This is a genomic window from Polaromonas sp. JS666, from assembly GCF_000013865.1.
Classification (GTDB): Bacteria; Pseudomonadota; Gammaproteobacteria; order Burkholderiales; family Burkholderiaceae_C; genus Polaromonas.
Window position 1 is genome coordinate 2,719,449 of sequence record NC_007948.1, and the last position, 15,827, is coordinate 2,735,275.

The 15,827-nt window shown below is 61.0% G+C and carries 13 protein-coding genes; all 13 read right to left on the reverse strand.

From position 1 onward, the window contains the following. Positions 1-18 precede the first annotated feature (18 nt). The 13 genes from BPRO_RS12875 to der all read right to left on the reverse strand — a co-directional run bounded on the left by BPRO_RS12875 (position 19) and on the right by der (position 15,806). A complete protein-coding gene (locus tag BPRO_RS12875) occupies positions 19-1,116 on the reverse strand; it encodes a cell division protein ZipA C-terminal FtsZ-binding domain-containing protein (RefSeq protein WP_011483507.1) in 1,098 nt (365 codons plus the stop codon). 142 nt (positions 1,117-1,258) lie between these two features. Continuing rightward, positions 1,259-4,807 carry a chromosome segregation protein SMC gene (smc, locus tag BPRO_RS12880; RefSeq protein ID WP_011483508.1) on the reverse strand — a complete coding sequence of 1,183 codons (3,549 nt, stop codon included), beginning with the start codon at positions 4,805-4,807 and terminating at the stop codon, positions 1,259-1,261. 614 nt (positions 4,808-5,421) lie between these two features. Then, entirely contained in the window at positions 5,422-5,607 is a 186-nt protein-coding gene (locus BPRO_RS28620) for a hypothetical protein (protein ID WP_081430516.1), read from the reverse strand. A 78-nt stretch (positions 5,608-5,685) separates the two neighbouring features. Further along, positions 5,686-6,876: a PLP-dependent transferase gene (locus BPRO_RS12885; RefSeq protein WP_011483509.1), complete on the reverse strand. Its 1,191-nt coding sequence runs from the start codon at positions 6,874-6,876 to the stop codon at positions 5,686-5,688. A gap of 178 nt (positions 6,877-7,054) precedes the next feature. Then, positions 7,055-7,579, reverse strand: coding sequence for a phosphoribosyltransferase (locus tag BPRO_RS12890; protein WP_011483510.1), 525 nt, complete (start codon positions 7,577-7,579; stop codon positions 7,055-7,057). An 80-nt stretch (positions 7,580-7,659) separates the two neighbouring features. Beyond that, complete coding sequence (locus BPRO_RS12895) at positions 7,660-9,000, reverse strand: adenylosuccinate synthase (RefSeq protein WP_011483511.1); 1,341 nt, start codon at positions 8,998-9,000, stop codon at positions 7,660-7,662. Between the two features lie 64 nt (positions 9,001-9,064). Continuing rightward, positions 9,065-10,231 (reverse strand): ATP phosphoribosyltransferase regulatory subunit, encoded by a 1,167-nt coding sequence (locus BPRO_RS12900; RefSeq protein ID WP_041389757.1) that lies wholly within the window; start codon positions 10,229-10,231, stop codon positions 9,065-9,067. Between the two features lie 141 nt (positions 10,232-10,372). Continuing rightward, positions 10,373-10,561, reverse strand: coding sequence for a DUF2065 domain-containing protein (locus BPRO_RS12905; protein WP_011483513.1), 189 nt, complete (start codon positions 10,559-10,561; stop codon positions 10,373-10,375). A 6-nt stretch (positions 10,562-10,567) separates the two neighbouring features. Next, entirely contained in the window at positions 10,568-11,470 is a 903-nt protein-coding gene (gene hflC, locus BPRO_RS12910) for a protease modulator HflC (RefSeq protein ID WP_011483514.1), read from the reverse strand. An 11-nt stretch (positions 11,471-11,481) separates the two neighbouring features. After that, positions 11,482-12,906 (reverse strand): FtsH protease activity modulator HflK, encoded by a 1,425-nt coding sequence (gene hflK / locus BPRO_RS12915; RefSeq protein WP_011483515.1) that lies wholly within the window; start codon positions 12,904-12,906, stop codon positions 11,482-11,484. 58 nt (positions 12,907-12,964) lie between these two features. Next, positions 12,965-14,125, reverse strand: a complete 1,161-nt coding sequence (gene hflX, locus BPRO_RS12920) for a GTPase HflX (RefSeq protein WP_011483516.1) — start codon at positions 14,123-14,125, stop codon at positions 12,965-12,967. A 17-nt stretch (positions 14,126-14,142) separates the two neighbouring features. Further along, positions 14,143-14,412: an RNA chaperone Hfq gene (hfq, locus tag BPRO_RS12925; RefSeq protein WP_011483517.1), complete on the reverse strand. Its 270-nt coding sequence runs from the start codon at positions 14,410-14,412 to the stop codon at positions 14,143-14,145. Between the two features lie 50 nt (positions 14,413-14,462). Next, positions 14,463-15,806 (reverse strand): ribosome biogenesis GTPase Der, encoded by a 1,344-nt coding sequence (der, locus tag BPRO_RS12930; protein WP_011483518.1) that lies wholly within the window; start codon positions 15,804-15,806, stop codon positions 14,463-14,465. Positions 15,807-15,827 lie beyond the last annotated feature (21 nt).

Genomic DNA, 15,827 nt, shown 5'->3' on the forward strand with positions numbered 1-15,827 from the left:
GCGGCAAGCCCGGGAAAGTCAGGAAAACAGACGCCTGCCCAGCACAGAGCCGGCCGACAGGTCGCGGCCGTCCAGCGTGTCATAGAGCTGTTCCAGGTCGGCATGGATCACGTCCATGGCTTCTGGCCGGATGAGGTTGCCGTTGTCGTCGATGATCACGCCATCCATGCTGGCGGCCAGGGCCATGGCGACCTCGCACATGCGCGCAAACGGCTGCTCGGAGCGCAGGACTTGCGGCACGTCCAGGGACAGCGTAAGCTCGCGCAACGCCGTTTGTTCGGGGTCGTCCGCCATGGCGGCCTGCGTATCGAAGGCCAGGCCCAGAATTGGCGCATGGCCCGGCTGACTGGCGGGCAGCACCATGCGGCCGGGGATGGAGCCGGCTACAAAACCGAGCCTTGCGGCGCTTTGCTGCACATAACCTGGGCTCCAGGCTGTGTGAATGGCGCGCAGGGTGAAGCTCAACTGGGCATCGTGCCCGCTGGCGAACTGGTCCAGTTCCCTGGCACGTGCAACCTCGTCGAGCATTTCAGGAAATTCTGGCTCGCCCCCAATGGCGTCGGCAAAGGCCTGCGCCTTCATGACGAATTCCGAGTACTCGATCTGGTTGAGCGCACCAGTTCGATTGGCCAGTTGCACGCCGCACTGGAAGGCGCTGTAGCGATGACCGGCGGTGGGAAACTCCCATTCGCCGGTGGTCACGCTGAGGCCCTCTACCCCGAAGGGTTTGCTGCCGACGCGGCGGGTACTGGGCATCGCGGCCAACGCGGCGTCACCCGACACCACCGACTCAAGCACCACCGGCGCCACGGCGTCGATCAGGACGTCCAGACCGGGTTTTCTGTCGGGGGGCGTGGTGAGGCTCGCCAGGGAGGGCAGGCCAGAGTCGCCATCCATATCTGTATCAAAGCTGGGCTCCTGTCGCTCGGCCAGTACGTCAGGCGCTGTAGTGGGTGCCTGCATTGGCGCCTGATGCTGTGCGGGCTCCTGTGCGGGAGGCACGGGTGGTGTGGCCCGCTTGGGCAGGTTTCTGCGCGACGACCAGGCGCTGTGAGCCACCACGCCTGCCAGCACCAAGCCGCCCACCACCGCCAAACTGACCTGGAGTGTGCTCATGCGAGACGCGCCCCCGCGCCAGCCTCGGCGCACTTATCGCACTTATCCCCCTTGTCGCCCGCTCCATCCCACGCAGGTGGGACGGGGGCGGCGCGCTTCCCGCCGGCAAGGGCTGATTTTCGTGGGGGCAAACCGGTGGTGCTCATGCTGCGATCTCGGAGAATCCGAGTGCCGCTTCCATGTCCACCGCCACGATGCGCGAAACGCCCTGCTCCTGCATGGTGACGCCGATCAGCTGCTCGGCCATTTCCATGGCGATCTTGTTATGGCTGATGAAGAGGAACTGGGTCTCCTTGCTCATGGAGCTCACCAGCTTGGCGTAACGCTCGGTGTTGGCGTCGTCCAGGGGCGCGTCGACCTCGTCCAGCAGGCAGAACGGTGCGGGATTGAGCTGGAAGATCGCAAACACCAGGGCGATGGCCGTCAGCGCTTTTTCACCGCCCGAGAGCAGGTGAATCGTCTGATTTTTCTTGCCGGGCGGCTGGGCCAACACCTGCACACCGGCGTCGAGGATTTCTTCGCCGGTCATGACCAGACGTGCGTTGCCACCACCAAACAGTTCGGGGAACATCTTGCCGAAATGGGTGTTGACGGTTTCGAACGTGCTTGCCAGCAGATCGCGCGTTTCCATGTCGATTTTTTTGATCGCATCTTCCAGCGTGCCCATGGCCTCGTTGAGGTCGGCGGACTGCGCATCCAGGAACTGTTTTCGCTCACGGGCCGCGCTCAACTCGTCCAGCGCAGCGAGGTTGACGGCACCCAGGGACTGGATTTCCCGGTGAAGGCGGTCAATCTCGCCCTGCAGGCCGGTCAGGCGCACATTGCCAGCCTGAATGGACTGCTCCACGGCCACCAGGTCAGCCTGTGCATCGTTCAGCAGTTGTTCGTATTGTTCAAAGCCCAGGCGTGCGGCCTGTTCCTTGAGCTGGAATTCCGTGATGCGCTGGCGCAAAGGATCGAGTTCCCGCTCAAGCTGCAAGCGGCGCTCGTCGCTGGCGCGCAGCTTGTTCGTCAGATCGTCATACTGGCTGCGTTTGGCGCCGAGGTCGGCTTCGCGTTCCAGCTTGACACTCAACGCGCTCTGCAGGCCGGCCTGCGCCGCGGCATCGGTCAGGCGCGACAACTCTTCTTTCGCACGCTCTTCTTCAGTTGCAATCGACGCGGCCTGCTGGGTGGCAATGGCAATGGAGCGGGCCAGCTCTTCGCGCCGCGAAGCCAGGCTACGCAGGGCAAACTGCGCTTCCTGCGCCTGGCGCTCCAGCGTGCGTTGCTGCTCGCGTGACTCACCCAGTTTGCGCTCGGTGTCGATCACCCGGTCATCGAACTGGGCATGGCGCTCCTGGCTGTCGGCCAGCTGCATGTCGAGCTCCTCAAAGCGGGCCTCGGCCGTGACCTTGCGCTCCTCCAGCTCACCGAGCTGGGCCTCAATTTCCGCCATGTCGCCCTGGATCTGCTCGCTGCGTGCACGGGTTTGTTCGGCCAGTTGCGTGAGGCGCAACACTTCCACCTGCAGTTCGTGGGCACGGCTCTGGCCTTCGGCCGCTTCACGGCGCGCCGTGACCAGCCGCTGGGCGGCGTCTGCATAAGTGGCTTCGGCGCGTACCAGCGCGCTTCTGGCTTCATCGCTGATCAGGGCCTGGGCCTTGAGCTGCTTGTCGAGGTTTTCGATTTCCTGCGCGCGGGCCAGCAAACCGGCCTGCTCGGAATCCTGTGCATAAAAACTGACGCTGTGCTGCGTGACGGCGTGGCCGCTCCTGACGTAAATCACTTCGCCTGCATCCAGCTTGTCGCGCGCCGCCAAGGCTTCGTCCAGGTTTAGCGTGGTGTAGCAGCCGTGCAGCCAGTCACCCAGCAGCGCCGACTGGCCGGCATCGTTCAGGCGAAGCAGATCGGCCAGGGGCTTGAGGCTGACGGATGGATTGGAGCGGGCGGGCACCGCGGCATGGGGCGCCGTATAAAACGAGAGTTTGGCCGGCGGCCCTTCACCGTCGCCGCGGCCATCGGTTCCGGCAAAGCCGCGCACCATGTCCAAGCGGCTGACTTCGAGCGCACCCAGGCGCTCGCGCAATGCGGCTTCCAGGGCGTTCTCCCAGCCCTGCTCAATATGAATACGGCTCCACAGGCCTTGCAGACTGCCCAAACCGTGTTTCTCCAGCCATGGCTTGAGCTTGCCATCGGTTTTGACTTTTTCCTGCAAGGCTTTGAGAGCCTCCATGCGGGCGGATAGGTCGGCGCGTTTGGCCGACTCGGTGTTAACGGTCTGCTGCAGGGTGCGCCGTTCCTCGTCAAGCTGCGGCACGGTTTCGGTCAACTCATGCAGGCGTGCCTCGGATTCCGCCTGTGCCTCTTGTGCGCCGCTGAATTGCGCAGTGAGGTTCGCCAGGCGCGCTTCATCGGGAGCATTGAGCGCGTTGCGGTCGGCCGTCAAGCGCTCATGGCGCAAGGCCAGCGTGCGCGATTGCTCTTCAATGTTGCGCTGGTCGGCGGCCAGCACCTGAATCTGCTGCTGGACCTGGGCCACACCGGTGCGCTGCTCGTTGGATTTGGCCTGGGCCTGGCGCAGCGCCTCTTCAAGTGCCGGCAGCTGGGTTTGGTGCTCTTCGGTTTGCGCCACCAGCAGCTCGGCTTTTTCTTCGGCTTCGATGGCCTGGGCTGCCAGGCTCTCCGTCTCGGCCGCGGCGTCTTCCTGGCGCGTCGCCCATTGGGCGGTCTGCTCCTTGAGTTGGGCCAGACGCTGCTCGACGCGCAGCCGGCCATCGACCACAAAGCGGATTTCTGCCTCCAGCCGCCCGACTTCCGCGCTGGCCTCATAAAGTTTGCCCTGCGCCTGATTGACCTGGTCGCCCGCGGCATAGTGCGACTGGCGAATGGTTTCGAGGTCGGCTTCGATATGGCGCAGGTCGGCAACACGACTCTCAAGATCGTTCACCGCCTTCTCGGAATCCACCTTGACCCGCGCCTGATCGGCCTGGCTCTCGGCACGCTTCAGAAACCACAGCTGATGCTGCTTGAGGGTGCTGTCAGCCTGCAAGGTGTTGTAGCGCATGGCCACTTCGGCCTGCTTTTCCAGCCGGTCGAGGTTGGCATTGAGCTCGCGCAGGATGTCTTCTACCCGCGTCAGGTTCTCCCGGGTGTCCGACAGCCGGTTGGCGGTCTCCCGGCGGCGCTCCTTGTATTTCGATACGCCTGCGGCCTCCTCCAGAAAGAGGCGCAACTCTTCCGGCTTGGACTCGATGATGCGGCTGATCGTGCCCTGGCCAATGATGGCGTAAGCCCGCGGGCCGAGGCCGGTCCCCAGGAACACGTCCTGCACATCACGGCGGCGCACCGGTTGGTTGTTGATGTAATAGCTTGAAGTACCGTCACGAGTCAGGACACGCTTGACGGCGATCTCGGCAAACTGACCCCACTGGCCACCAGCCCGGTGATCGGCATTGTCAAACACCAGCTCCACACTGGAGCGGCTGGCTGGCTTGCGCGTGTTGGTGCCATTGAAAATGACGTCCTGCATGGACTCGCCGCGCAGCTCGGAGGCCTTGCTTTCCCCCAACACCCAGCGCACCGCGTCCATGATGTTGGATTTACCGCAGCCATTGGGCCCCACCACACCGACCAATTGCCCCGGCAACACAAAATTGGTGGGCTCCGCGAACGATTTAAACCCTGATAACTTGATCGAATTGAGACGCACGGCAGTCCCTGTTTTCTTGAGCGTTTAGCTAAGTCGTTGATTCTTATAGCGCTTGACGGGGCGCTCGCACTGCCTGGCGCGCAGTGCACGGCCTGCAATGTTACCCGAGCATGGGATGCTTTTTTGCAGGAGAAAATGCCCAAAACCCGCGGCGGGTGAAACATTTTGAGTCCAGGGGTACGCAGGTGGAAAGACGGCAAGGGACCAATGCTGGCTCACGGAAGACGTCCTGACTGGGTAAAGAAGCATCAAATTGGCCTCTGGCCCCCGTCAAAAGGTCATGTACAGCTATTATTTTTGACTCGGCAAGCCACACACGATCGACAGCCGGGCCTGCTTTTTCGCGTCTTCAAAAATGCTTCCTTGAAGGATTCACCGGTATTTGCGCCCCATTTCGCGATGCGACATGGCGGCGTCATGCATTAACTTGCGAATGCTCCGGGAGCAGGTAATAGCGTGACAGCGGCGTATAGCGGGTCGGCGCCGGGTACATGGATAACGGGCCATGTCGGCAATGGACCCGTTGATGTATTGGGGCGAACCCAGGGGTGGATGGATGCGACTCGAAAAGATCGGTGCGTCTAGGGTTGATGTCCGGAGCTGGGGCTTCAGAATCAGATCGATGACTCAGTCGGTGGCAAACCGGGTTGGCCGTCGGCCTGCGTGTCTGGGGTCTGCTCACCCTCGTCTGCCGCGTCATCAGGCTTACCTTCGGCTTTGCGCTTGAGTTTTTCTTCTTTTTTACGTTTTTTCGCAAGCTCTTTCTGGCGTTTTTCGTAGGAATAATTAGGAGTTGCCACAGCGTGCTTTCGTGAATGATTAACCCTTACTGTACTGCATCGCCGTCAGGGCTTCATCAAGTCTTCAGCAGGCCCGAATCAAGCGATCAGGAGCGCCTGAGCCAGGTCTGCCCGCAGGTCTGCCACAGACTCCAGGCCGATTGAAAAACGTACCAAACCACCCCGATGCGACCACGGCGTGCGACGCATGGCTGGCACGTCATAAGGCACGCACAGGCTCATGGGCCCGGCCCAGCTGTAGCCCAGCTTGAACAACTGGAGGCTGTCGCAAAAACGGTCGATCCGCTCCTGTGTGAACTCGGGCTTGAACACGGCGCTGAGCAGGCAGGCCGCACCTGTGCAATCGCGCTTCCATGTGTCATGTCCGGGCGATCCGGGCAATGCGGGATGCAGCACGGCGGCGATTTGCGGCTGGGCCTGCAACCAGACCGCCAGCTGTTGCGTGGCGGCATCTTGTGCGGCGTAGCGCAAGGCCATGCTGTTCAAGCCGCGCAACACCAGTTCGGCATCGTTGCCGCTCACGCCATAGCCGACGCGCATGTGGCACAAATGAACCAGATGGTGCAGGACTTCATCGTTGGTGACCACTGAACCCATCAGCACGTCCGCGCCACCGCTGGGGTATTTGGTGAGGGCCTGCACGGAGATGTCCGCACCGAGCCAGAAAGCGTTGAACGCCAGGCCTGCGCCCCAGGTGTTGTCCAGCGCGGTAACCGTGCCCAATGGGTGGGCCATCTTGTCAGACTGGTTGTTCGCCTTGACGACGGCCACCAGCGCCGGAAGGTCAGGGAACTCCAGCGTGATGGAGCCCGGCGCTTCCAGCCAGACCAGCCGCGTTTTGCGGTTCAGTTTGGCGGCCAGATCGGCCGGATTCATGGCGTCATAAAACTGAAAACTGATATCCCAGGCTGCAAGCTCAGCCTGCGCAAATGCCTTGCTGGGCCCATAGGCATTGTCGGGAATCAGCACTTCATCACCGGACTTCAGCAGGGCCATGTCCACCAGCACCACGGCAGCCAGGCCGCTGGGCACCAGGGTGCAGAACTTGCCGCCCTCCAGGGTGGCAATGCGCTCTTCCAGCGTGAAGGTGGTGGGGGTACCGTGCAAGCCGTAGGTATAGCCCGTCTTGTGTTTCCAGTCGCGGTTGCGCAGCGCCGCAACGCTGGGAAAGATCACCGTGGAGGCCTTGTGCACCCCCGGTGCAACGGCCTCAAAGCCCGCCGGCGAGGTGTAAGGGTGATGGATTAGTTGGGTGGATGGATCGCTCATGCGCCGATGTTAACGGCATGCCCCGACAGGCGGTGGCCGTACCCGGGCCGTGAGCTTGGGGAACAGCGCCGCTTGCACATCGATAAATGGCCGCAATTTTCCGCCGGGCCGTCCCAAGGAAAATTAGCCCCCTCGGGGGCAGCGTTTTACACGAAGTGAAAAGCGTTGGTGGAGCCCATCAGATTTTCCACTTGGCCATCAGTTGCGCCGGTGTGAGCGAGTCGTAGCCTTCAAACGGCTGGTGAATCCAGGGATTGGTCGGCAGCGATTCCACTGAATAGTCGGGCTGGAAGGTGGAAACGCCCTTGGTCCAGATCACCGCGCTGCGCAGCTCGGTGATCGGTTTGTAGTTGGTGCGCAGCTGCTGGATCACCGCATTCAGGGTGTACCCCGAATCGGCAAGATCATCCACCAGCAATACCTTGCCGGCAATTTCGCCCTTTGGCGTGGTGATATAGCGCGCGATGTCGAGCTGGCCCTGCACGGTGCCGGCGTCGGCGCGGTAGGAACTGGTCGACATGATGGCCAGTGGCTTGTCGAAAATTCGCGAAAGAATGTCACCCGGCCGCATGCCACCGCGCGCCAGGCACAGGATGGTGTCGAACTGCCACTCCGATTGATGAATCTTGATTGCCAGTTTTTCAATCAGGTTGTGATATTCGTCATAGCTGACATACAGATGTTTGCCGTCTTCGGTCAACATGGGATTGCTCCTGATTTAATAGCCAGGCGCCGCAATGCATGGTCCGGGCGCCTGTTTTTTTGATTCAAAAATTACCGGGGTCAGGCGGCGTAGGGATTGCGCAGCAGGATGGTATGGTCGCGATCCGGGCTGGTGGAAATCATGTCAATCGGCACACCGGTCACCTCTTCGATCCGGTGGAGATATTTCTGCGCCGCAGCCGGCAGCTGGTCGTATTGCGTGACGCCCACCGTGCTCTGGCTCCAGCCCGGCAGGGTTTCATAAATGGGCTTGCAACGCTCGATGTCTTCGGCGCCCATGGGCAGGATGTCGGTAATGTGGCCATCGAGTTCATAACCGGTGCACAGCTTGAGCTCGGCAATGCCGTCGAGCACGTCAAGCTTGGTGATACACAGACCCGACAGGCCATTGACCTGGGCGGAGCGCTTGAGCAGCGCAGCGTCAAACCACCCGCAGCGTCGGCTACGACCAGTGGTCACCCCTTTTTCGGCGCCCACGGTGCTGAGGTGGTAGCCCACGGTGTCCGGCGTTTCCCAATCCAGCTCGGTCGGGAAAGGCCCACCGCCCACGCGCGTGCAATAAGCCTTGGTGATGCCCAGGATGTAGTGCAGCATGCCCGGGCCCACACCCGCGCCGGCAGCGGCATTGCCCGCCACGCAGTTGCTGGATGTCACGTAGGGATAGGTACCGTGGTCCACATCGAGCAGGGTGCCCTGCGCGCCCTCGAACAGCAGATTGGCACCTTCGCGGTTCGCATCGTTGAGTTCGCGCGAGACATCCGCCATCATTGGCTTGAGGAGTTCGGCGTGCCGCATGGCTTCGGCATACACGGTGTCAAAATCAATCGCCGGCGCGTGCAAATAACCGGTCAGCACAAAGTTGTGCAAATCCAGCAACTCGCGCAGCTTGGCGGCAAAACGCTCGGGGTATTTGAGGTCCTGCACGCGCAGCGCGCGGCGCGCGATTTTGTCTTCGTAGGCCGGGCCAATACCGCGGCCGGTGGTGCCTATCCTGGCGGTACCGCCCTTTTCGCGGTAAGCCTCGCGGGCAATGTCGAGCGCTGCATGAAAAGGCAGGATCAGCGGGCAGGCTTCGCTGATGCGCAAACGTGAGCGCACTTCCACGCCGGCTTTTTCCAGCCCTTCAATTTCTTCAAACAGCTTGGCCGCCGAGAGCACCACGCCGTTGCCGATGTAGCATTTCACACCAGGACGCATGATGCCGCTGGGAATCAGGTGCAAGGCAGTCTTGATGCCGTTGATGACCAGTGTATGGCCGGCATTGTGGCCACCCTGAAAGCGCACCACACCCTGGGACATTTCGGTAAGCCAGTCGACCAGCTTGCCCTTGCCTTCGTCGCCCCACTGGGTGCCCACGACCACAACATTGCGGCCCGCGGCTACGGTTGGTTTATATGTCATCTTCAATTTCTCGTTAAGGATTCGTTGGGAAAAACAGCATTGAAGGCCGGCCTGAGGCCCGGCTTCAGGCCGCCTTTTTCAAGGGCTGGACCACCCATTGGCCGGCCGCATGGGCCAGTTCGCGGTCGCAGTCAAATTCATTGACCTCATGTTCATGGCCCGGAAGCACACAGGCCACCGTCTCGCCGCCGGCCCGAAGGCGGGCGATGGCAGCGCGCAGGCCGGCATCTTCCCCCCATGGCGCACGAATGGCGGCCCTGAGCGGCCGGGGCGGCAGCACGCTGACCAGTTCCTTGAGATCCAGACTGAAGCCGACGGCCGGACGGTTGCGACCAAACACCGCACCGACCTCGTCATAACGGCCGCCACGCGCCAACTCGGCGCCCTGCCCATAGATGGCAAAACGGGTACCGCTGTAATAGGCGTAGCCTCGCAAATCGGCCAAGTCAAAGCTGACCTTGACATCACCCACGTGCGCGGCCAGCCACTTCAAATTTTGCAGCGCGTTCTGTGCATCGGGCCAGGATGAGAGGACTTTTTCAGCCTCCAGCAGGACTTTTTCATCGCCGTAAAGCTGCAACAATGCTTTCAGACCGTCACATGCCGCAGCGGAAAGGCTGCCCTTCAAGCTGGCCGTCAGGCTGTCGAGTTCGCTGGCATCCTTGGCCGCGAGCGCAGCATGGATAAGCGCCAGGGTTTTGGCATTCACGGCGGCGCCAGCCAGCAAGCTGTTGACAATGCGGGCATCGGCCATGTCAACACTCAACGCGGTCACACCCGCCGCCTTGAGGCCCTCCAGCGCCAGCGACTGCGCCTCCAGGTCGGCTTCCAGCCCGGCATGGCCATATATTTCAGCCCCGAACTGCAAAGGCTCCCGGGTGGCATGAGGGCGGTCGGCACGGGTATGCAGCACCGGGCCGCAATAACACAGACGGGCTACGCCACTGCGATTGAGCAGGTGCGCATCAATGCGGGCGACCTGCGGCGTGGTGTCAGCCCGCAAACCCAGCGTACGGCCCGAGAGCTGGTCAACGAGCTTGAAAGTCTGCAGATCCAGTGCCTCGCCGGTGCCGGTGAGCAGCGACTCGAGATGCTCCAGCAGCGGCGGCATGACCAACTCATAGCCATAGCTGCGAGCGGTGTCGAGAAACAGCCGGCGCAGCTCTTCGATGTGGCGCGCCTCGGAGGGCAGGACATCGGCAATTTGATCGGGCAATTGCCATGATGACAACCAGGCGGACATTGTAATTTTCGTGGGCTGTTAAAAACCAGATTTTACCGGGCTTGGAGGCCGCTTTTGGGCCAAGGGCGGCAAGAGGGGGTTGCCGGGTGCAAATAAGCACCTCAGTCAGTACTGGCTGGCTGCACGCTGTCAGGCCATCACCGCCAGCAAGATCAACCCGGCGCCGATACTGCAAAGCCCGAAAAAACGGATCTGCCCGTTGCCCAGCCGGAGTATCTGTTCAAACATGCCGCGCCAGCCGGACGGCGAGATCAGCGGCAACAGCCCTTCGATCACCAGCATCAGGGCCAGCGCCTGCCAGAAGGTATCACCGTCCACGCTGACTTATTTTTTGGCGGGCGCCGCTGCGCCACTACCCGATCCACGCATGGCCTTGAAGAATTCGGAGGATGGGTCGAGCACCATCACGTCGTTTTTCTTGCCGAAGCTGGCCTTGTACGCATCCAGACTTCGGTAGAACTGGGCAAACTGCGGATCACGGCCGAAGGATTCCGCATAGGTTCGGGCCGCTTCCGCATCGCCCTCGCCTTTGACCTTCTGTGCGTCGCGGTAAGCATTGGCAACCGCAACTTCACGCTGCCTGTCGGCATCGGCCCGGATTTTTTCACCTTCAGCCGCACCGGTTGAGCGCAACTCATTGGCCACGCGCTGACGTTCGGCCACCATGCGCTTGTAAACCGAATCGGTGATAGCCTCCACGTAGTCCACGCGGGTGATGCGAACATCGACCACGTCCACACCCCAGGGCTTGGCGCCCTGCACCACCTGCAGCACCTCGCGCTTGACGTCGGCCATCAGGGCCTCGCGTTTGAGCGACAGCAAATCCTTGACCGTGCGTTTGTTGATCTCTTCCTGAAACGCATTGCGCACCACGCGGCTCAACTGGTTGGCGCCGGCCTTTTCATCCAGGCCGACATTGCGGATGTATTCGGTAGGCTGCGTGATGCGCCAGCGAACATACCAGTCAATCACCACGCGCTGCTTCTCGGCGGTCAGCATCGGCTCGGCATCGACGCTGTCGAGCACCAGCAGACGCTTGTCGATGTATGACACATTCTGGAATGGCGGTGGCAGCTTGGCATGAAGCCCGGGGTCGGTAACGACCTCCTTGATCTGACCCAGCGCATAGACCACGCCAAACTGACGCTGGTCGACGACAAACAGGGTGGAACTCAGCAGCGCCAGCACCACCAGCAATGAAGATACGAAAAATCCAACTCTATTCACGTTTTTCTTCCTTAGCGTGTTTCACGGTCGCGGGTGCGGGAAGCATCGCGTGAACGGGCATCCAGGGGCAGGCTACCACCCGACGGCGAAGGGGCCGCGGCGGGCGGTGCCGTTCCACTGCCCGGCAGTAGCGGGATCTCGGCGCCTGCCGCTGCACCACCCTGCGCGGTCATCTGCATGATCTTGTCGAGCGGAAGATACAGCAGGTTGGAGCCCTGGCGGGACTCCACCAGCACCTTGGTGACATTGGTGTAGACCTGCTGCATGGCATCCAGGTACATGCGATCGCGGGTGACCTGAGGCGCCTTCTGGTATTCGGTCAGCACCGAGCGGAAACGCTGGGCATCACCCTGGGCCTGCGCCACAATTCGCGCCTTGTAAGCTTCCGACTCCTCCTTGAGGCGTGAAGCTGAACCCACGGCGCGGGGAATCACATCATTGGCATAGGCTTGGGCTTCGTTCTTTGAGCGCTCACGCTCCTGACCCGCCCTGAGCACGTCATCGAATGCAGCCTGCACCTGTTCGGGAGGACGCACACCGCTTTGCTGAAGATTGATGCCCACGACTTCAACACCCACCTTGTAGCGGTCCAGAATGATCTGCATCAGGGCCCGCACGCGGGGGCCGATCTGGTCGCGCTCGTCTGCAAGCGCCAAATCCATCTTCATTTTTCCCACCACTTCACGCACGGCCGTTTCGGCAGCCTGCACCACGGCGCTGGCCGGGTCCTTGCTTTCAAACAGGTAGGCACGCGCGTCACTCAAACGGTACTGGACCGCGAATTTGATTTCGACAATGTTCTCGTCTTCAGTCAGCATGGCCGAATCGCGAAGTCCTGTTGCCTTGATGATGGTGTCGCGCCCCACATCAACCGACCTTATCTGGGTGACCACGACCATTTCATGGCGCTGCACAGGGTACGGCAGGCGCCAGTTGAAACCCGCGCCCACGGTCGAGTGGTATTTGCCGAACTGAGTAATGACGGCCTGCTGGCCCTCTTGCACAATGAAAAACCCGGTGCCCAGCCAGATCAGGACGGCCACTGCGGCGATCAGGCCCGCGCCGATACCCGCACTTTTCATGTCGGGCTGAAAACCACCGCCATTACCGCCGTCACCCCCGTTGTTACCGCCCCCAAAGCCACCCCGCTTGCCGGCGCTTTTTGCGCCGCCAAAGAGGCCGCCGAGCTTGCGATTGAAATCGCGCCAGAGTTCGTCCAGGTCAGGTGGCCCCTGATTGGGCCCCTGGCCTTGTGGTCGAACTGGCCTGGAAGGCTGCTTGTCGTCACGAGGCATGTCTGGCTTGGTCTCATCGGATGAGGGCTTGTCATCGTCGCGGCCCCAACGTGGATCGTTGAGATTGAACATGCCTTGGGCGCGTTGTTTCAGCCGACCTGGCAAGGTCGTCAACGTCTGCAGCACGGGATTCAGGTTCATGGGATCAAACTCGCTTATTTTTGACTACACCGACATTGTGCCTAATGAAATTGCCCGATCAGGCAAGGTCGTCGGCTGTTTGGAGAATTTCTCCGGTCACCATGCTTGCCACATGACTGGCCAGAAGCTCACGCAGCAAAGGCAGGCCCTCACCCGTCAGCGCGCTGACAAATACGCGGTCCACGCTCCGGCTCGCCCCCTCAAATGCATCCCTGAGTTCGAACATGTCGCGCAAGGACAGAGGTGAGTTGCCCTTCTCAACAGCATCCAGCTTGTTGAACACGAGAATCTGCGGCACGTCAGCCGCGCCAATTTCTGCCAGGACCCGTTGCACTTGCTCAATTTGCTCCAGATAGTCGGGGTTCGAACCATCCACCACATGCAGCAGCAGGTCCGCGTCCGCAGCTTCCTGCAATGTAGCGGCAAACGCGTCAATCAGCCCGTGTGGCAAATCCCGGATGAAGCCTACCGTGTCAGAGAGGGAGACCGAACGTGCGGCGTCACCCAGGTAGAGTTGTCTCGTCGTGGTATCGAGGGTGGCAAAAAGCTGGTCGGCAGCGTAGGCGCGTGCCTTGACCAGCGCATTGAACAACGTGGATTTACCGGCATTGGTGTAGCCGACCAGCGAGATCGTGAACGAGTTGCGCCGCTCACGCTGCTTTCGCTGCGTTTGCCGCTGCTTCTTGACCTTGCCCAGACGCTCCTTGGTGCGCTTGATGGCGTCGCCGATCATGCGCTTGTCCAGTTCAATCTGCTTTTCGCCGGGGCCGCCGCGCACACCCGCCCCGCCGGTCTGGCGCTCCAGGTGAGACCAGCGGCGCACGAGGCGCGTTGAGACGTACTGCAGCCGGGCCAGTTCGACCTGAAGCTTGCCCTCGTGGCTGTGGGCGCGCTGGGCAAAAATCTCGAGAATCAGCAGGGTGCGATCATTGACCGGCAACTCCAGATGCCGCTCCAGGTTGCGTTGCTGGGCCGGACTGAGCGACTGGTCGAACAGGATTTCAGACGCGCCAGTATCCAGCGCCAGCATTTTGATCTCGTCGGCCTTGCCAGAACCTATGAACAGGGCTGCATCGGGGGCTTTTCGCCTGCACGTCACGCGTGCAACGGGCTGCAGGCCTGCGGTTTGCGCGAGCAAACCCAGTTCCTGCAGATCGGCATCAAAGTTCGGCAAACCCAGATCAACGCCAACCAGCAGGGCAAGAGTTGGTGTTTTCACCGGAGCATCATAGGAACTCAGCTGGCGGGGCTTTCTTCGGATTCGCCGGTCGCAAAACTCACAGCGCGTCCGGGAACGATGGTTGAGATCGCATGCTTGTAGACCATTTGGGTCACGGTATTGCGCAGCAGAACCACATATTGATCGAAAGACTCAATCTGGCCCTGCAATTTGATCCCGTTGACGAGATAAATGGAAACAGGAACATGCTCCCGACGCAAGGTGTTGAGAAACGGGTCCTGCAGCAGCTGACCTTTGTTATTGCTCACGATATTTTCCGTGTTCAAAAGTTAATAGAACTTGACCTTACCACAGCCGGTACGTCCAGCCTGTAGTTTTAGGCCGAATCCTTGTCCGTGAAGGGGTTGTGCGAGCTTTTCATCTGGATGCGCATAGGCGTGCCGACCAGATCGAACTCCTTGCGGAACCGCCCTTCCAGATAGCGTTTGTAGGCTTCGGTGACATGCTCCAGCGAATTGCCATGAATGATGATGATGGGCGGATTCATGCCGCCCTGGTGCGCATAGCGCATCTTGGGGCGGAACATACCCGAACGCTGCGGCTGCTGGAACTGGACGGCCTCAAGCAGCAGGCGTGTGAGCACGGGGGTGGACATTTTGCGGTTGGCCGAAGCGTGGGCCTGCACAATTGATTTCCAGACGGGAGCCAATCCCTGGCGCTTGATCGCCGAAATCTTGTGGATGGATGCAAATTTCAGGAAAGCAAGGCGGGTCTCGATCGACCGCTCCAGCGTCTCCCGCTGGTAGGCATCCACCGCATCCCATTTGTTGATGGCCAGCACCACCGCACGACCACTTTCAAGGATATACCCGGCAATATGTGCATCCTGGTCGGTCACGCCCTGCGTGGCGTCGAGCAGCAACAGCACGACGTTCGCACCTTCAATCGCCTGAAGCGTCTTGACGACGGAAAACTTCTCGATGGCTTCAAAAACCTTGCCTTTGCGGCGCAGACCGGCGGTGTCAATCAATTCAAACTTCTGACCGGCACGCTCAAAGGGCACGGAAATGGCATCCCGGGTGGTGCCAGGAAGGTCGAAGGACACCAGGCGCTCTTCCCCCAGCCATGTATTGATCAGCGTGGATTTCCCCACATTGGGACGGCCCGCCACAGCGAGCCGGATGACGGACGGGTCTTGCGGCTCGGCTTCTTCATCAGGATCGGCGAGATGGAGCGGCGCCAAGGCAAGATCGACCAGGGAACGCATGCCCTGGCCATGGGATGCCGAAACGGGCAGCACTTCGCCCAGGCCCAATTCAAAAAATTCGGAGAACTGGACGCCTTCCGTCATGCCCTCCGCCTTGTTGGCGGTCAGCACCGTCGGCTTGCCCAGCTTGCGCAGGAAGTTGGCGATATCGTGGTCCTGCGCGCTGATGCCGGCACGCGCGTCGACCACGAAAATCACCACATCGGCTTCAGCAACGGCCTGACGGGTCTGCTTGGCCATTTCCTTGTATATGCCGGACGCGGCATCGGGCTCAAACCCGCCGGTGTCAATGACGATGTACTCGTGGGAGCCCAACTTGCCATTGCCGTAATGACGGTCACGCGTCAGCCCGGCGAAATCGGCCACGATCGCATCCCGCGTCTTGGTCAGCCGGTTGAAAATCGTCGACTTGCCCACATTCGGGCGGCCGACTAACGCAATGACAGGTTTCATCGATCAGCTTCTGGAAAGGTT